Here is a 19,223-nt window from a genome sequence, read left to right as displayed (position 1 = left end):
CTTCATTCCTACAGACGGGGCATCCCTAGAAAATGTTTCAGTAATTTCGACATCTGGTGAATACAACACGAGAACACGGCATAGAACCCTTCTCCAACGCCGATAATCTAAATCACCTGCTTTTTGCTAAGTGGCTTCGTTGACATCCCATCGGATTAGCGCAAAAATAAGAATAGAGAAATCTATCGGATGACGGATAAACAACGAACTGGATCGCATACAGTAAGAGGGCACGACGCGCTAATAACAGGTGTCGGCCCTTTTCTTGACTCCACCTGCTGAACTGACTTCACCTATAACAAAAGGAGAACAACGCTTATGTCCAAGAAAGGATTACTTCGCGGTTATGTTGTGTCGAACTGGCCTGTTTATCTGGTTGCTGTTCTTCTGATTATTGCCTCCAATGTCGGGCAAGCATCCTTGCCCCGCATACTCGGCAGCTTCACGGATCAGTTGATGCAGAACACGCTTCAGATGCAGACGGTCGTAAGGTACAGCCTGTCCCTTCTAGCTATTGCCATCGGGTATAATCTGCTGTTCGGTACCGGGCAATTCATGATTATGAAGCTCGGTCGACGCTTCGAATTCATGACGCGTGAGCGTATATTCAGTAAGTTTTCCGAACTTAGCGAACATTATTTCTCCAAACAGGGGAACGGAAAACTCCTCAGTTATGTCATGAATGACGTTACTTCCGTACGTGAAGCGATATCCAATGGTGTGACACTCATGACCAATGCCACCTTCCTGCTGTTGTCCTGCATTGTCATGATGCTGCTTAGCGGGATTCCGTTGACGCTCATTTTAATCAGTGTTGTCCCTTTGCTGGCGATCCCATTTCTGGTCGTGTTTTTTGGTCCGCGGATTCGCAAGCGCTCTCGCGACGTGCAGGAAGCTCTTGCAACCATGACGGAATCGGCGGAAGAGCAGCTGGGTGGCATTCGCGTAACCAAGACGTTTGCCATCGAAGACAGTGCTCGTGCACGCTTTGGAACCACCGTCGATGAGATCAAGAGCAAACAGCTTCGACTCGTTCGTCTGTCTTCGTTGTTTCAAGCATTGCTCCCGCTGCTGGGAGCCATCTCATTGGTCGTTTCTCTGCTTGTCGGAGGTATTATGACCATGCAGAATTCTATTACACTCGGGAGTTTTGTCGCCTTAACCTTATATCTGCGCATTATTATGGGACCGCTTCAACAGATCGGCAATGTTATTAATACCGTTCAGCGCTCAGGCGCATCACTGGAGCGGGTGAATGACCTGCTCAGCGAAGTAGCAGATGTACGTGAACTTCCTGAAGCCACAGCGCTCCAAACCGTACAAGATATCACCATGGAGAATCTAACCTTCTCCTATCCTGGCAGTTCATCTCCTGCTCTCAAAAACATTCAACTCAATATCCGTGCCGGGCGAACGGTCGGTATTGTAGGCAAGACCGGCTCAGGTAAAAGCACCCTCGTTAAGCTATTGCTGCGTACATATGAACCACCTGAAGGAACAATTCGCATCAATGGTACCGATATTCGGCAGCTGTCGCTGGAAAGTCTAAGATCGCGCATCGCCTATGTCCCTCAGGATGGATTCCTGTTTAGTACCACCATCCGAGATAACATCGCATTTAGCGACCGGGAAGTATCGCTGGATACAGTGGAACATAGTGCACGGCAAGCCATGATCTATGATAATATTGTCCGTTTTCCTGATCGCTTCGATACACTGCTTGGCGAACGTGGACTCACCCTGTCTGGTGGACAACGTCAGCGAACCAGCCTTGCAAGAGGACTGATCAAACAAGCACAGTTACTTATTCTGGATGACAGTATGAGCGCGGTTGATGCCGTCACCGAGAGTGGTATTCTGCGCAGTTTGCGCGAGATTGGCAAGGGCAAGACTACATTAATCATCTCTCATCGCATCAGCGCGGTCCGTCATGCGGACGATATTATCGTTCTGGATGAAGGGCGAGTCGCTGAACAGGGAACACATGCGCAGTTGATGGCTGCCAAGGGGTTATATGCGGCCACCTACCGTTTGCAGGAGGAGGGATTACATCATGTCTAACACTAACGCTGAACTTCACCCAGATGCAGAGGCCGATCAGAGTAAACGAACTTCGTTTAAGGCGATGATGGCATACGCCAAACCGCATAAATGGGCTTTTGCCGGTATCTTCTTCTGCTCACTGCTTGGCATATCGGCAGATCTGCTGCAACCCTATCTGGTGAAGATCGCCATCGATGATCATCTGGCCGTGGGCCAGACCAGTGTGGGCTTTCTCGTTCAGCTCACAGCCATCTTTCTTGGGCTGGCTGTCATCAGTTTTATTTTTACCTATATCCAGAATAATCTGTTGCAGCATGTGGGTCAGAACATTGTATCCCGGATCAGAAAGGACCTGTTCAAGCATATCTCCAAGATGTCCATGTCCTTCTTTGACCGTTTTCATATCGGCAGTCTGGTCACAAACGTATCCAGTGATACGGAGACCATCAGCAGCTTCTTCACCCAAGTACTGCTCAGTCTGATTCGAGATGGCATGATGCTGGTGCTGATTATCGTCTTTATGTTCCAACTTGATCCGGTGCTGGCGAGTTACTCCCTGATCGTTCTGCCTGTCATTGCGGTGGTTGCGGTATTATTCCGTAGTCGACTGCGAAAAGCTTATCAAAATGCCCGTACGCGTCTTTCCCGTCTGATCGCATTTACGGCGGAGAACTTGTCCGGTATGTTTCTGATTCAGGCTTTTCACCAAGAGGAAGAACAGAAGAAACGTTTCTCGGAACAGAACGCACTTCACCTGAAAGCCAACATTGCTCAAGCCCGCTCCAATGTTATCTTCAACCGGACGTTTGATATCCTTGGCAATGCGGCACTGGTTATGATGGTCTGGCTTGGAGGTCGCGCCGTACTGGGTGAGTCCCTGCAAGTCGGGGTATTGTATGCGTTTATCAGCTATATTCGTCAGTTCTTTCAACCGATTAACCAGATTACGATGCAATGGAATACATTCCAGTCCACGACCGTATCGATGGATCGCATCTGGAACATTCTGAATACACGGCCTGAAGTTGCCGATCCCAAACCCGTGATGGCCTCCTCGCTGGAACCACAAAATGTGATGGGCCAGATTGATTTTAACGATGTGTCGTTTGGTTATCGGGCAGACCGGCCTTTGATCCAACAGATGAACCTGCACCTCTATCCGGGTGAAATGGTAGGTATTGTAGGCACAACAGGCGCTGGCAAAAGCACACTGATCTCCCTGCTCAATCGCTTCTATGATGTAGACAAGGGCAGTATCGAGATTGATGGTACTGATATCCGGCATCTGCCGCAGGCTAAGCTTCATCGGATCGTGGGTCTGATTCAACAGGAACCCTTCCTGTTCTCCGGTTCCATTATTGATAATGTGAGAATGTTTCGTGAGGATATTACGCGAGAGCAGGCGATTGAGGCCTGCCGGTTTGTCGGAGCACATGCGATGATTTCACGTTTGCCTCAAGGATATGATACACATCTATCCGAACGCGGAAGCGGACTATCCGCTGGGGAGCGGCAGTTGATTTCATTTGCCCGAATCGTGGTGTTCCAGCCCCGAGTACTCATCCTGGATGAGGCAACCGCCAATCTGGACTCACACACGGAACAGCTTGTTCAGCAGGCGTTGGAATCGGTATCCCAGGGACGCACCACCATTGTCATTGCTCATCGTCTGTCCACGGTGATGCATGCCGATCGAATTCTGGTGATGGAAAATGGTGAGATTGTGGAGGAAGGACCGCACCAGGAACTAATCGCAGCCAAAGGTGTATATGCAGACTTGTACACCCATGCGCGTGATGCAGGTAAAAATTCAGCTATATCAGGGTAATGAAACTGAGTTATAGTAAATACAGAACGTTGAACATGCCGCTCTGCTTATGCAGGCGGCACGTTTGGCATATCGATCAGCATTGTTAATTAGGAGGAACATCTATGCAACAACCCGAAACACCCAAGCGTGACCATCAGCAGATTCGTTACCAACGCAGCACAGCTCTATGGAAGGGAAGTTTATGCTTCCTTTTCCTTCTCTTGTGCGTGAGCTTATTATGGATCATCGTGGACGGACAAGCCGAAAGACTGGAGACCATATACTATTCCATTGCAGCCGTGCTGGGTATGTGGTTGATCGGACCGCTGTTCTTCATGTTTGTGTCACGACTAACCAGAACCCCTGCCGTGTTGTTATCCTGGGATGATGATGCGTTAAGCACGGGCAAACGTAAGATTGCTTGGAGCCAGATTCGCAAAGTCGAACTCGCCTCACCTGCCCGCAGCAAGTGGCTCCTGTCCGCTTCTCCCATGTTTGTCCTGTACTTAAAAGACGGCACACGGTCTCATATTCAGACAGATCATCTGCTGAGCAAAAAAGAGCTGAACCAGGCGGTGTCCTTACTTCAGGAGACTTTGCTGGAACAGAAACAGGATCGTTGAGTACCGGGATGGATGAGGACAAGCTCCCCACACATCACTGTGATTTCTCTACACCTATGGACAGGCTGACTTTGTAATTGCCGTAAGGCAACAACGCTTCAAGCAGTTGGCCAAGCTGCTCTGTGGTGCCAGTCTGCACTCTCATCAGATAACAGCCTTCTCCACTGACGCGATGGACTTCAACGATGTCCTCACGTTCAGCAATGAATGTACGAAAGGCGGCATGTCTGTCGCCGGAGTTCAAGAAAACTGTGACAAAGGCCTGTAGACCAAGGCCAAGGCGTTCCGGGTTCCATTTTACCGTATACCCTTCAATCACACCCAGATCTTGCAGCTTGCGCACTCTTGCACCAACGGCCTGTCCCGTGAGATGAACCTCTTCACCGATCTCTTTGTGAGAACGTTTGGCATCCTGAATCAGAATCTGCAAAATACGTATATCCGTGTCATCTATCATTTCATTCATCTTGCTTCAGCAATCCTTTCACGGTGAAATTAGCGTGGCCTAATTCCATTCATCATGTTATGTACGCCGTTAAACAGGTTGTATACCATATAGGGTAATACTATTAAACAACTCGAAGGAGTGCAAATATAATGAAAATTCAATTGATTCGCAATGCTACACTGTGGCTGGAATACGGAGGGCTGAACATTCTCGTTGATCCGATGCTGATGGACGCCGAAGTCATGCCTGCTTTTCCAAACACACCGAATGAGCTACGTAATCCAAGAGTGAGTTTGCCCGAAACCGAAACGGATTATCTGAATCCGGATCTGTTGATTGTGACACACACCCATGTGGACCACTGGGACGAAGCCGCGGCAAAACAACTTGGCAAAGACATTCCCCTGATCTGCCAGCCTGGGGACGAGAATGTATTTCTGGGTGCCGGATTCACGAATGTAACAGCTGTAGATAAAAAACATGAGCATCACTCTGTCCGATTCGCCCGCACATCCGGGCATCATGGCACAGGTGAAATCGGCGAACGTATGGGCAAGGTGTCCGGTTTCGTACTTGAAGCAGATGGAGAACCTGTCACCTATATTGCGGGGGATACGATCTGGTGTGAAGAACCTGCTGAGGCCATCCGCCAATATACGCCTGAAGTCATTGTCGTGAATGCCGGAGGTGCACGCTTCGTAGAGGGTGATCCCATTACGATGGACGGGCCTGACGTTGTCGCCGTGAAGCTCCATGCACCATCTGCTCATGTCATCGCTGTGCACATGGATGCGATTAACCATTGTGTGATGTCTCGTACGGATCTTGCGACTTATCTGGCATCCGAGCAGATGGATGGTCAGGTGCTCATCCCACGTGACGGCGAAAGTTTTGAATTTTAAAAAATACAACGAAAAAAAGCTGGATGCGATGAACTCGCACCCAGCTTTTTTGATTGAAGAAACACGCTAATCCGCTGTTCGCTGGCTTCCTTCTCAGGCATCAAGCCTGCCTTTGCGCTCCAACGTGTCCCATCCCTTTATGCTAATCCATTACTGCACTTTCAAACGAATCACGTTCCATGATGCTTTCGCCAAGCTCGCCGTAATCAGAGTATCAGATACAACTGCACCCCCGCGATTATGAGGAGCAACGCGGTTTGGTTGTGCTGCCGTATTAGATGCTTTGAGATCATCACTTTCCAGCACGATATGCTCGATCACGGTACACTTCCCGAAGCTGCGCAGGTCCACTTCGAGCGGAAGGGATTCTTCCAGATGACGGTTGACTGCGAATACAGTCACTTCACCCTGCTCTTCGTTATGAACCGCAATAGCTTCCAGATAAGGAACATCCGTGATTTGTTTTGTATCGTATTTTGGAGACTGGATCAATGGTACCAATGCTGTTCCACGTCCGAAGAGAGATGTATGCATGAATGGATAGAAGATTGTCTGTCTCCATGAACCACCACCCGTATCTGTCATGATCGGCGCAATCACGTTAACGAGTTGTGCCAGACAGGCCATTTTAACCCGATCCGCATGTTTGAGCATACTGATCAACATACAACCAACAAGCAGTGCATCCTCATGATTGTAGATATCCTCAAGCTGTGGCGGAGCAATCTGCCAAGGGTCCATCTTCGAATCATTTTCATTGGAGTGATACCATACATTCCACTCATCAAAGGAGAGATACATCGTCTTTTTGCTGCGTTTCTTCGCTTTGATATAATCACAGGTCGCCTTCACGGTATCGATAAAACGATCCATTTCAAGCGAGCGTGCTAGGAACGTTGGTGTATCCTGCTCTTGATTGCCGTAGTATTGATGCAAGGACAGATACTCGACGTGATCATACGTATGATCCAGCACCGTTGCTTCCCATTCCGGGAACGATGGCATATTCAGATTCGAACTTCCGCAGGCTACCAGCTCAATTGTCGGGTCCGTCCACTTCATGACTTTTGCCGCTTCAACAGCTAACCGTCCATACTCATCTGCCGTTTTGTGACCAATCTGCCAAGGACCATCCATCTCGTTGCCCAGACACCATGTTTTGATCGCATGCGGCTGCTTGTATCCATGCTTGATGCGAAGATCACTATAGTACGAACCTTCCGGATGGTTGCTGTACTCTACAATGTTGCGAGCTGCATCCGTACCCCGTGTTCCCAGATTAACGGCCATCATGACTTCAGAATTAGCCTGTTTTGCCCAGTCCACGAATTCGTTGAAACCAAATTCATTGGTCTCAATCGTTCTCCAGGCCAGTTCCAGTCTGCGTTTGCGTTCTGACACAGGTCCAACCGAATCTTCCCAATTGTAACCGGATACAAAATTACCTCCAGGATAACGTACAATCGGTACATTCAACTCCTTGACCATCTCCAGCACATCCGTGCGGAAACCCTGTTCGTTCGCTGATGGATGCCCTGGCTCGTAAATCCCGCCGTATACAGCACGTCCCAAATGCTCAATAAATGATCCGTACAATCGCTTATCCACTACACCAATAGTAAAATCTTTATCTACCGTCATTTTTGCTTTTTCCATAATGAATTTCAACTCCCTAAGATTAATATAAAAATTAATTGATATTCTATGGATCAACGTTCATATTTATATTAAAATCGATTATAGCCTTAATTTCAACCTGAATTTTGCAAAATGTTATTCTTTTTACTGAATTTATGTTTAACTTAATTCTATACAGATAAAATGGAGGAACAACTGTGATCAGAGCAAATACCGATGCCGAATGGCTACCCCTATATGAAGCACTTGCCAGTGAAGTCCGTCTACAGATCATCCGCCTTGTTGCAGAGACTCCGATGAATGTGAAAGACCTTGCTGCTTCACTGGGTCTGAGTAGTGCCATCGTGACCATGCATGTCCGCAAACTTCAGGATGTTGGCATTATTCAGTCCAAAATGATACGCAAAGACGGCGGCACACATAAAATGAACAGCCTTGCTGTAGACTGGATTGGCATCTCCATGCCGCAGGAAAGCGGGACAGCCCGCAAGCTTCACGAGGTTTCCGTCCCTGTGGGACACTACACCCACTTTGACGTCTATCCGACATGTGGTCTGGCTACATCCAATCATGTTATCGGACAGTATGATGACCCTCGTTATTTTCTCGACCCCGAGCGGATGCATGCGCATATTCTGTGGTTTGGCCGTGGATTTGTGGAGTACAAAATTCCAAACTATATTTTATCCGGACAACAGATCAATGCGATTGAATTGTCCCTTGAGATCGGATCAGAAGCACCTTCGGTGAATCCGAATTGGCCCTCGGATATTACATTCATGCTGAATGGCATCCGATTGGGGGAATGGACCAGTCCTGGAGATTCAGGCAACGGACGTGGCATGTTCACCCCTGAATGGTGGAGTGACAGTGTCAATCAGTACGGCATGCTCAAGGTACTGCGAATTACCAATGAAGGTACGTTTATTGATGGACAACATCTATCCGACATTACACTCGCAGATATCCCGGTCGAACGCAACCAATGGACTCTTCGTCTTTCGGTGGAGGAAGATGCTCAGCATGTGGGCGGGCTTACCTTATATGGCGAGGGATTCGGCAACTACAATCAGGATATCCTGTTCCGGCTGTACTATCACGATTGAGTTCTTCAAAATAATAAATAACACCAAAACACCTCCCAGTCGCCTGTCAAAGGCAGAATGGGAGGTGTTTTGTATGCATATGAACATGCGTAGATTATTTAAGAAAGTTCTTGTTCTAACTTACAGCGCACTGCCACCAAACAGGAAGCGATACTCCCAGTGTTTGCCGGAGATATCACTAGTTGTTACACCACCGCCAGCGTTGGAATACGTATGTAATACCTTGCCGTTGCCCAGGTAAATTCCTGTGTGCGTAATGGTTGCGCTAGATTTATTCACGCCCGAATACGATGATGCAGAGCTGCCTTTATACGACATGAAATACATCAGATCGCCGCGTTTCAGGTTTTTCCAGTTCGTCTGAACTGTACCCTTGGCTTTTACATAGTCTCCCTGTTTGCGGGAATCCGCTGGAAGCTTGATGCCCAGTGCATCAATGAAGGCCTGGCGTACAAAGCTGGAACAGTCAAAAGTAGCTGTGCTGGTACGACTGGCTCCGAACTCATAAGGTGTTCCCAAATATTTCATTCCGGCTGCAATCACTTTTTCTACAGATGCATTGCCGGTCACCGATGTACCACTATTCGAACCCGATCCGCTTGTGCCGCCACTAATCGCTTGTGTGTATTTGGATGAAGAAGATATGTAACCTGTCCGGTTAGCAGAATCCTTAATCTTATACCAATCCGAACCGGATTGCTGAAGCACCGTTACCGTTTCCCCTTTAGCGACCAAGCGAACAATCTTCGCAGAAGAAGAAGGTGTTGTGCGTAGGTTTACGCCCCAAATTACTTTTACTTGTGAATTGTTAACAGCAGCTGCCGATACCTGTGCCGTTAGTGCTCCTGTCGTCAGACTTCCCATCAGCATCGTTGCTGTGACACTTGCCGTAATAATCGTTTTTTTCCAGTTCATGATGTCGAGTTCCCCCTGATGTTACAGAATTTTAACCTGGCTTGGTTCTCCCGGGCTTGCCCCATTGTAAACGGGCTCTCCATAACGTTCATCAGTCAAAAGTCCTGTATTGATATAGGCGAACTTGAGCACTAAGTATCAGGGTGCGTCCATAATCTACTGGAAAAATTCACTGCTGATCCCTTCTTTTTGAAAGGTTAAATTATTGTAACTATTTGATATACTTCATTTTACCGCGATAAAAGAGTTAGGTCGTTTCTCATTCAGGGCATATGCCATATGACCTAGATTTTAATGTTTAAAATCGCAAATATGGTAAACATTACTATGATTCATTTGCCGATTACCGTTCCCCGAATTCACATTTTCGCCTCCAGCCCCAATACGGATCGATTTATCAGCAGTGTCCGTTTGATTATTTTGTATTTCATTTTTGCTTTTCCATAAGAAAAGAAAAGCCAGGGATTTCTCCCCGGCTTAACCTGAATGATGAGTAACATCACTCTACAATTGGTTGATCAACTCATTTAAGGTTCAATTCCCCATACCTTGGCGCCATCCTGATAAGCCGTCACTTTTGTCCAGGCACTGAAGGCTGATTGGGTGGAATCAAAGGAATAATCATTCGTTTGATCAAAATTCGTCCAGTTGTTTTTCGAGAAACGTCCCTGGATGATTCCGGTTTCGGCACCCGCGGCCAAACTGCCGGCACCCGCTTTGAATTCAATCTCCAGATACGTATCTGCTGTGCCCTTGGCCGGATCTATTGAAACAAAATGCCCTTCCACGTTACCACTGCCAATCTGCGCATAATCACACCAGAAACTCAGATCAGCGGCACTATCCTTCGTGAAATAATACCGGACCTTCACTTTGCTCAAGTCCACAGCAGTTGTACCAGTATTCTTCACATTAAATTGTGGAGTAATCGCATTGACCGAAGCCCCTAAACTACCATTCCGGTATTGTACTTCAAGCGTTCCCGTTGTAACTGGAGGTGCCAATGGGGTCAACACCAATACATTCGAATTCGTCTGACCACTCGTATTAATGGCTACGACTCTATAATTATAAGCCGTACCATTCACCGCTGTAGCGTCGGTATACGTCAGTGCGGTCAAACCTGTTGCCAGATCAGCATATGCCCCGGTGCCTACCGAACGTTGTACCTTATAACTCGCTGCTCCAGTTGATGCGGTCCATGTCAGTACCGCCTGGGCATTGCCAGCCGTTCCAGTAAGGTTGAATACGCCTGGCACAACGGTACCTGCGAGTGGCGTTGCAGATGCCTGTGTCGACGGTGCAGACTCACCTACGGCATTCACCGCAGTGATGACATAATAATACGTTGTGCCGTTGGTCAAGCCTGTATCCGTGAATGTCGATCCTGTGATCCCTGTCGCTACAGACGTATAAGGACCACCATTCACCGCTGCACGTTTCACAGTATACGAGGCTGCACCAGCGGCTGCGTTCCAATTCAGAACCACTTGCTCACTTCCTCCAGTTGCTGTTACGCCAGCAGGAGCAGCGGGTACTTCCACTTCCGGACTATCGGAATCTCCGAGGAGACGATCATACTCGCCGTACGCTGTAGCCATATCCACCTGTGACCAGAACCGGTGATACGTAAAGGTAGGTGCACCATTTTCCCACTGTTTCGTGGTTGTGTTATATGACGTTTTGTACAGATTATCCAGGTAAGCCCATGCGGGATCTTGCTTGATGGCTGGACGCAGATCGGAGTATCCAATGTATACGCCATTGCCACCTTTCGCCGGATCGGAAGGTACACCTGCTGTACCTGGAATCGTATTGCCTTGACCAAAGGTTCCAGACCAGTTTGCCGGGATATAGATCTCTTTGGCAAAGAAGCGGAAGTAGTCTTTACGTTCTTCTTCCGTAACAATCCCCACACCATCATTGTAATCCCAAGCTGTATCCAACAGAGCCTCAGCCAGATCCTTGGCTTCTTGGCCTTCCGCACTAAGTGTGCCGTTCTCTGCCTGAGTTCCCGCTGCGAAGAAGGTCAGAGCTTTAACGTAACTTCCCAGAACCCCTGTATCCTGCACTGGATCTTTGGTCGTTACACGGAAGTTCGGATTTTCCGTAAACGAACTGAATCCATTCCATTTGTCCGGTTGACCCTGCCATTCCTGACCACCCGGAATCCAGAACTCTCCCGGCGCCGGCGTTGTTGCTACCTGAACATTAGTTCCTCCCAAAATGCGCTGTCCAGCCGAATTCAGATAATACCCTTGCGCATCCGTCACCGGACGCTCACCTACAAATACATAATCCTTACTCCAGTCGATCCACTTCGTGATTACCTTCTTGGCCATCTGGAAGTTCTCAGAGGTCAAATCCCCGCTCTCCGCAAGAATATAGTACATCTCGGCTACACGCTCCAGCGGCCATGCCTGGAATCCAAACCAGGTGTTGGAATCCGGATCACGATATACAGGTGCCTCCTGATAAGCCATGTCATAGAATGTACTTACGCCTGCCGGATAGGCTTTATATGAACCATCCAGACTGTTCGTTGCTCCCCCGCCGATGGCTCCTTCATGGGATTGTAGCCAAGTGTAGAATTCCAACTGACGTTTCAACGTCGCATTCCAATCTGCCTTCGCTGTAGCTGATTCCGGAATCAAGCCGCCAGCCGGGTCAGACAAGGCATACGCTGCAACCGGGTTTTGATAAGCCTGATGGGTATGGCTCGCTCCAATGCGCCAAGCCCAATCCCCACCTTGACCCAAGCCACCTCCCCAAGACGTATACCAAGCCATGAGATACATGTTGGAATCCTTGCCTGTACCCGGAGTTGGTGTACCGCTCTTTGCACTTCCAATTTTCTGGAAGTATTTATCATACATGCCGTAGCGCAGATAGTCCCCCATCTTCTTCGCTTTATCCAGATATTCCGGATTGTTGTATCCCATCTCCTTCGCCCAATACAGCACCTGCACAGCACGCGCATCGGCATCCGTGGCGTTAGTGTAACGCCATTGCGCTGACGGTACCTGAGTTTCCTTTGTGAACAAGCTCATGAAGCCTTCGTTTGCCTTACCAAAAGATTTATCATCCTGAGATGGATGCGGTATGGCTTCCCACACAGACTCCTGCTCCCCACGCTGGAACGTGTTCACATAGGTAGCCGTATGTGATGGATTCAACAGGTTTCCATATCCATACCAGTCATCCACATCGACCAGCCAGTGCATGAGATAAGTCTGATTGTTACCATAGGTCGCCTTAAGTTCAGCATCAATCGGGTCTTTACCCGCTGCATATTGACCATTAAGTGGCGATGGATATTGATCAGGAAAAGGTTTTTCCGCTGCATACGTAGCAGGGCTGTTCGGATTGTACGAGCTCATCGTAGGCTGCTCTTCCTTGCCGTCACCTTCGTTGACCGGGATAATGTATTTCTCCATACTGTCCCAAGCTGCTTCCAATTGGGACCAATCTCCCGTGTAGTGACCGTACATGGTTTCCAACCACAGCCAGTAACTGTATGCCTCGGACGTCGTCATATGACCATAATCCGGGGCCTCACTCAACAGGGTCTCAATGGAATGATACGGTAGACCCTCTGGCGAAAAATATCCGTTCGCCGGATCTTTCAACTGATCATATAATTGCAAAAACCGAACTTCATTAATGCTGTCTGCCTGAATCTCGATGGCCTGATCTGCGGCATGTGCTGTTTGCGGCCCTGCCCAGAGTCCGGTGTATCCGGTCAACATGACGGTTCCCGCCAGCATGGCTGTTAAACTTTTTTTCGCAGCTGATTTCAACATTAATATATACCTCCCTGGAATAATGGAAATTGAATATAAGTGCTGTTGGTCTGCCCATGCTGCTATTCGGCCAATGATCTTGAGCTAGTTACGGTTCCAAGCCCCATACTTTGGTGTTTCCCTGATACCCGGTTACCTTGTTCCATGCGGCAAAAGCCGTCTTGGAAACATCATGGGAATAATCATTACTCAGATCGAAATTGCTCCAGTTATTTTTGGAAAAGCGTGCCTGAATCACGCCGGTCTCCGCACCAGCGGCCAAACTGCCTGCTCCCGACTTGAAGCTAATCTCCAGATACGTATCTGCGGTACCCTTCGCCGGATTCACTGTGACAAATGTCCCTTCAACATTGGCCGTGCCCATCTCGGCATAATCACACCAGAAGGTCATTTGATCCGCACCATCCTTGGTGAAATAATATCGGATCTTCACGGTACTGAGATCAATCGCCTGTGTTCCGGTATTCTTCACGTTGAACTGCGGAGTCACCGCATTACTTGAATTCCCTGACCCTCCGCTGCGGTACTGCACTTCGAGTGTACCGGTCGTCACCGGAGGTGCAGAAGGCGTCAGTGCCAGGACATTGGACAGTGTCTGTCCGTTCGCATTCACAGCTGCAACCCGGTAATTGTACGTGGTGCCATTCAGCGCTGTTGTATCGGTGTAAGTCAACACGGACAATCCGGTTGCCACATCTGCATATGTCCCGCCTGCCACCGAACGTTGTACCTTATAGCTAGTAGCGCCCGAGGCTGCTGTCCAGGTCAGGACCGACTGCGCATCACCAGCTGTCCCACTTAAAGTCAGTGCTCCCGGCACCGTCGAAGCTGCTTGCGGGGTAGCCGACACCTGCACAGAACCCGATGATTCCCCTGCTGAATTCACAGCAGTCACTACATAATAATAAGCCGCCCCGTTGGTCAGTCCCGTGTTTGTGTAGGTCAATCCATTAACACCCGTCGCAACAGTTGTATATGGTCCTCCACTCACCTCGGAACGCTTCACCGTATACGATTCGGCCCCGGATACAGCGGCCCAAGTCAGGTTAACCTGACTGCTTCCTGCTACAGCCTGCACGCCAGCAGGTGCGCCTGGAACCGTGACTGGTGTAACACCAGGCTCCTGTCCATACACCTTCACCCCTGCATCATAGACTGGAAGATATATACTCTTCACAGGAGTTCCTGTGGTCAGTGTCTGGAACGAATGGTCATTGCTGGCATTCCATGCACCCTGTGGGCCTGTAATGCGGAACTGTACTTCTTTACGATAATTTCCTTCCCCACCTGGATAGATCTTGGTATTACCGAAGTTCGCCGTAATGGCATAGATATGCTGGGCTGTATTCACCACAACTGGTTGGGATACCGTCGCCCCCTCCGTATAGGAGGTTGTCACTTGCACGTCCGATACCGTACGTCCGGCAGCATACACTTCACTCAAATCCAGGAAATACTTAAAAGAAAGTTGATCTCCCATTCGGGCAGGCCAAGCGGAACGATTATTAAGCTGTGCTCTGATTTCCGTATAATTGGCACCTGATGATTTGATCGCAGCCTCCACAAAGAACTCATCTCCCTTCACCTCAGGTGCAGGGAAGTTCGCCAGGGGCTGATGATTCTGACCAAACAGCAAATTCATCTTTGCCAGTGCGCCGGTAAAACCAGCATTGTAATCGGTTGCGACCTCATTACTCACGTAATCCCCGATATCATCGGTATATCCATCCGATGCATCCGGGCCACCGACCATGGCACCATACAGAATGTGGCGATGGTTAGCCGGGATATCTTCGTTATTCAGCCATGAACTGTGAGCGGTCCGATGATGCGGATGTTGAGGTGCATTTTGCCCATATCCGACCACATAACTGCTCTGACGCGGATTATCGCCCAGAATATAATTCATCTGTGAGACAGCAAAATCCTGATATCTTGACTTTTTCACAGGATCACTGACCCAGTCGGAGTATACAAAAGAAATAAAGGATGCATTCGCTGCATATCGGAGCGATCCCCACTGATCCAGCCACGCCAGACCTCCTGGCGTATACTTGACTCGTGTCCCATTGACTCCAACCGTCCAATAATCCAGATTGCGCTCAGTCGACTGAATAAATCTTGTCGCCTCCGGCATGTTCAAACTGGACGTAATACGGGCAAGCAGAATCTGGGCACCATAATGTTTACTGTCCCAACCTTGTGTCCAGGTATAGGGCCAATTGGCTGAGCCTCCGCTAGAAGACCACCGGTCCGTAGCTGCAATGGCTTTGGACAAGTAAGCGCTATCATTAGTAGCTAAATAAAGCCATGCGCCACCCCATGCCAACTCGTCTTCGTATCCTGTCCACGAATTATAAAACGCTGCAGCATCAGTGATACAATCGGTGTATTCCCCCCGATATGTATCTGCGAAGTTGTACAGCTCTTTCGCATGTTGGAGCAGTCTGGCCGAATATGCCGGATCATCATCTGCAAATACAATCGATGACGCTGCCAGCGCTGCAGCCGTTTCTGCCGCCAGATCACTGCCCGGGCATGAAGCATCAATCTTGAACGAAGGACGGTTCATCTGCATGACTTCTGCAGGTCCCCACCAGGCATGGTCGGTATTACCTGCCCCCACTTGTCCCCATAATTCATTTGGTTTCGTATGCGCTTTCATAAAATAGTCGGTCGCCCATCGGATATTATCCTTGATCTCCTCCAGTTGTCCGGCCTGTTCATATCCGTCACTGTATTCCACGACAGACCAGGCGAGCATCGTTGCGGAAGCAGCCATCGGAAAACCAAACTTCACGTGATCTCCGGCATCATACCATCCTCCGGTCAGATCAACGCCTACATCAGCTCCATCCTGCATGCCCGAATTACCACGCCATTCGACCCGATTACTCGCTGGCAACGGACCCGAGCGCTGTGCCTCATAGAAGTAAATGGCCTTTTGCAGTGCTTCAGCATAGTTCTGATTTCCGGCGGCCGCATCCGCCTTACGAATTCCTGTGCCCATCGATAAACTCCCTGCCAGTAATCCTGCCGATAACGCGATCATAGCGACTCGTCTCCACCAGCTCCCCTTCATGTTCAACTATTCATCTCCTCTTCATCAATATTCCGTATGCATTACTCTGGACTGCAAGTTTATATCGCTCCTCTCCATGGTGTATTTCAGTGTAAGTTCCACCATTAATTACCATTATAACCGTTTGTTTCACCAGCTATATAAGCGTTGGTGACTTCTGAAATAACATTGTTGTGACCTGCTCTGCGTCATGTGACAAAAAAAGCTGTTTCTCTAACGCATATGCGCGTTAGAGAAACAGCTTCTCGCCCTTGTTATCATCAACAGTACAAATCGAATGGCATTCTGACCATCCTGTCAGTATGTTTTTGTACACCTTAGGTATGAGAACATCTCATTGGTTACACTTTGAACTTGTTAATCTGCTCCTGCAGTTCTTCGGCCATTTTGGATAATGAACCTGCGGATGAAGCAATCTCTTCCATCGAAGCCAACTGCTGCTGAGTTGCGGCTGATACATTATGAACCCCGCCAGCTGCCTCTCCAGCAATGTTGGAAATTTGACTTACATATCCTACAACCTCAGTTGTACTCGCCGACATTTCCTCTGAACCTGCAGATACTTCCTGAATTTCACCCGCTACTTTGTTGACCGCATCCGAGATCTGCTCGAACGCTTGTCCTGCCGCAGTAACCATCTCGATTCCTGCTTCTGTCTCACTGCTGTTCACTTTGACTGCCTGAACAGCATGATCCGTATCTTTCTGAATCAATTGAACGAGATCCGTAATTCGTTGCGCAGATGTAGAAGATTCCTCAGCCAACTTACGCACTTCTCCCGCAACTACGGCGAAACCACGTCCGTGCTCTCCTGCTCGTGCGGCTTCAATGGCTGCATTCAGTGCAAGCAGATTGGTCTGCCGGGCAATGTTGTTGATTACCTCCGTAATGGTTCCAATCTCTGCTGAACGTTCCCCCAGCCCTGTAACCAATTCAGTAAGCGAAGCAATGGAATTTCGAACAGAACCCATCTGTTCAACCGCTTGCTGAATAATCATATTTCCTTCGGAAGATTGATTCGCCGCATCCACAGCAGATACGGATACACTCTGAGCAAGCTCGGCAATCTGCTCCGATCCGAGAGCCATCTCATTCATCGCCTGTGAAGAGCGTTTTACAATATCAACTTGATCCGACGTGCCTACGGCCAGTTCCTCAACCGTTTCGGAAATCTGTTCCGAGGCTTGAGTATTCTGCTCCGCACTTGCAAGAAGCTCCTCCGATGAAGCAGCTACCTGTTCGGAAGTCATCGACACCGATTCAATCATGGAGCGCAGATTACCACTCATGGTATTGAAGGAAGCCGCGAGCGTTCCCAATTCGTCTTTGTTCTTGAGCACAATCGTCTCACCCGTCAGATCACCATTGGCAATAGCCAAGGCCGCTTCATTCATCTTTTTGATTGGACGTGAAATAATGCTTGCAATGAAGAATGCAATGAATATCGCGACCAGGAATGCAAAAATTGTCACTGCCAAAATCACATTAAATGTATTCTCAGCCAACTCGACAGAATCACCCGTTGCGGCTTGCGATCCTTCATTGCCTAAAGTGATTAACTTGGTGATAGAGTCGTTTGCTGTGTACCACATTGGATAGGCTTCAGTGTGCAGTCTACTTGCTTCTTCATAGTTATTTGCAATACCGAATTCTATGAATGCAGGCATTTTCTCCAGATACGCATCATAATTCGTACTGAAATCATTGTAGAGCTTCATCGATTCATCATTGCTCTCAATGTATGTAAGCAACTGTTTACGCTCATCCTCAATCTTGGTGAGGAGCAACTTTAACGCTTCATTCACCTTGACATTTTCTTCTTCGTCTTGTTCAACGATAATTGCCAGCGCCAACCGCTCTACATCCGAAACATCCCCATTCATCAAGCCAAGGAGGCTTACACTCGGCATCCAGGTCTGATCCACATCATTGGCTTTACCAGACATATTATGGATCTGTATTAACGCATAAACGCTTACAACAACCAGCAGAGCCACGACGATAAGAAAACCTGTCAGTAACTTGCCTCGAATCGTTAACTTCAATATCCCCAACTTATTCCCCCGCGTGTCTTCCATGTGTCCCACTCCTCAAAATAATACATATTTATAATATATCGTCACCTATCGTCATGAATTGTAGATGTTAGAATTCAATTTCTATAAATTTCAGGTAACTTCGAACATAACACAAAAAAAGTCTCCCATCTTTGGCAGAACCAGAGATAAGAGACTTCTTTCAATAAACTAAACTACCAAAACTTCACTAGACATTGCTTTCAAAAGCTAACGAAAAACACGTCGGTGTATGTTAATGAAGAAGTCGGGAATCGACTTGGTATAATTGCGGGTTGTAATCAGAACCACACTAAGCAGACTTCCGAGAATGAATCCTCCCAGAATATCTCCTGGATAATGCACACCAACATATACACGCGACACCCCTGTCAACACAGCGAGTAACAACATCCATAACCCGAAGCGACGTCCAATAAAGAATGAAGCAGCCGCTAGAGCAAATACAAAGGAAGCATGTTTACTTGGAAAAGAAGGATCAGGTACATGGGCAACCAGCTGATGCACAGTCCCTTCTACAAAAGGTCTTGGGTGACCGACTGCTGGTGAAATCCCCCATTTGGCCAGAACCAGCGCTACAATGGAAGCCACACAGGCATAGAAAACAATTCGTTGTTTCGATGGATCGCCGAGAAACCATACAATAACGAGCAGTGCGATCATGATCCAAACCGCATACTCGGATGATGTGATCATAAACCAGTCCAGAAACGGTATTTGGTCTGCAAACTGATTAATCCAATTAAATAGTGATTGATTCATAACTGGCTTTTAATAC

At 48.2% G+C, this 19,223-nt stretch carries 12 protein-coding genes; 5 read left to right on the top strand and 7 right to left on the bottom strand.

Features of this window, described 5'->3' with window-relative positions:
* The first annotated feature begins 318 nt into the window (after nucleotides 1-318).
* The 3 genes from V6668_RS06110 to V6668_RS06100 all read left to right on the top strand — a co-directional run bounded on the left by V6668_RS06110 (nucleotide 319) and on the right by V6668_RS06100 (nucleotide 4,476).
* The gene (locus tag V6668_RS06110; protein WP_338707954.1) at nucleotides 319-2,061 is read left to right on the top strand and encodes an ABC transporter ATP-binding protein; all 1,743 of its coding nucleotides are present in this window, start codon (nucleotides 319-321) and stop codon (nucleotides 2,059-2,061) included.
* Nucleotides 2,054-3,871 carry an ABC transporter ATP-binding protein gene (locus V6668_RS06105; protein WP_338707953.1) on the top strand — a complete coding sequence of 606 codons (1,818 nt, stop codon included), beginning with the start codon at nucleotides 2,054-2,056 and terminating at the stop codon, nucleotides 3,869-3,871. Before V6668_RS06110 ends, V6668_RS06105 begins: the two co-directional genes overlap by 8 nt.
* A gap of 104 nt (nucleotides 3,872-3,975) precedes the next feature.
* Nucleotides 3,976-4,476, top strand: coding sequence for a hypothetical protein (locus V6668_RS06100; RefSeq protein WP_338707952.1), 501 nt, complete (start codon nucleotides 3,976-3,978; stop codon nucleotides 4,474-4,476).
* Nucleotides 4,477-4,510: 34 nt separating this feature from the next.
* On the opposite strand, the gene V6668_RS06095 is transcribed toward V6668_RS06100, so the two are convergent.
* Nucleotides 4,511-4,942: an Lrp/AsnC family transcriptional regulator gene (locus V6668_RS06095; RefSeq protein WP_036611514.1), complete on the bottom strand. Its 432-nt coding sequence runs from the start codon at nucleotides 4,940-4,942 to the stop codon at nucleotides 4,511-4,513.
* A 131-nt stretch (nucleotides 4,943-5,073) separates the two neighbouring features.
* Between V6668_RS06095 and V6668_RS06090 the strand changes: the two genes are divergently transcribed.
* On the top strand, nucleotides 5,074-5,826 hold the full coding sequence (locus V6668_RS06090; protein WP_338707951.1) for an MBL fold metallo-hydrolase: 753 nt from the start codon (nucleotides 5,074-5,076) through the stop codon (nucleotides 5,824-5,826).
* 150 nt (nucleotides 5,827-5,976) lie between these two features.
* Here V6668_RS06090 and V6668_RS06085 read toward each other — a convergent pair whose 3' ends face one another.
* Entirely contained in the window at nucleotides 5,977-7,482 is a 1,506-nt protein-coding gene (locus V6668_RS06085) for an alpha-N-arabinofuranosidase (RefSeq protein WP_100526926.1), read from the bottom strand.
* Nucleotides 7,483-7,664: 182 nt separating this feature from the next.
* On the opposite strand from V6668_RS06085, the gene V6668_RS06080 reads away from it, so the two are divergent.
* On the top strand, nucleotides 7,665-8,570 hold the full coding sequence (locus V6668_RS06080; RefSeq protein ID WP_047844139.1) for an ArsR/SmtB family transcription factor: 906 nt from the start codon (nucleotides 7,665-7,667) through the stop codon (nucleotides 8,568-8,570).
* 120 nt (nucleotides 8,571-8,690) lie between these two features.
* On the opposite strand, the gene V6668_RS06075 is transcribed toward V6668_RS06080, so the two are convergent.
* The 5 genes from V6668_RS06075 to V6668_RS06055 form a co-directional block, all read right to left on the bottom strand.
* Nucleotides 8,691-9,485 carry an SH3 domain-containing C40 family peptidase gene (locus tag V6668_RS06075; RefSeq protein WP_338707950.1) on the bottom strand — a complete coding sequence of 265 codons (795 nt, stop codon included), beginning with the start codon at nucleotides 9,483-9,485 and terminating at the stop codon, nucleotides 8,691-8,693.
* A gap of 527 nt (nucleotides 9,486-10,012) precedes the next feature.
* Nucleotides 10,013-13,288, bottom strand: a complete 3,276-nt coding sequence (locus V6668_RS06070; RefSeq protein ID WP_338707949.1) for a glycoside hydrolase family 48 protein — start codon at nucleotides 13,286-13,288, stop codon at nucleotides 10,013-10,015.
* 88 nt (nucleotides 13,289-13,376) lie between these two features.
* Nucleotides 13,377-16,370 carry a glycoside hydrolase family 9 protein gene (locus tag V6668_RS06065; RefSeq protein ID WP_338708901.1) on the bottom strand — a complete coding sequence of 998 codons (2,994 nt, stop codon included), beginning with the start codon at nucleotides 16,368-16,370 and terminating at the stop codon, nucleotides 13,377-13,379.
* 341 nt (nucleotides 16,371-16,711) lie between these two features.
* A complete protein-coding gene (locus V6668_RS06060) occupies nucleotides 16,712-18,448 on the bottom strand; it encodes a methyl-accepting chemotaxis protein (RefSeq protein ID WP_338707948.1) in 1,737 nt (578 codons plus the stop codon).
* Between the two features lie 207 nt (nucleotides 18,449-18,655).
* Nucleotides 18,656-19,207, bottom strand: a complete 552-nt coding sequence (locus V6668_RS06055) for an undecaprenyl-diphosphatase (RefSeq protein WP_338707947.1) — start codon at nucleotides 19,205-19,207, stop codon at nucleotides 18,656-18,658.
* Between the last annotated feature and the right edge of the window lie 16 nt (nucleotides 19,208-19,223).

Origin of the sequence: Paenibacillus amylolyticus, assembly GCF_036894225.1 — a bacterium.
GTDB lineage: Bacteria > Bacillota > Bacilli > Paenibacillales > Paenibacillaceae > Paenibacillus > Paenibacillus amylolyticus.
This window is presented reverse-complemented; position numbering and strand designations above follow the sequence as displayed.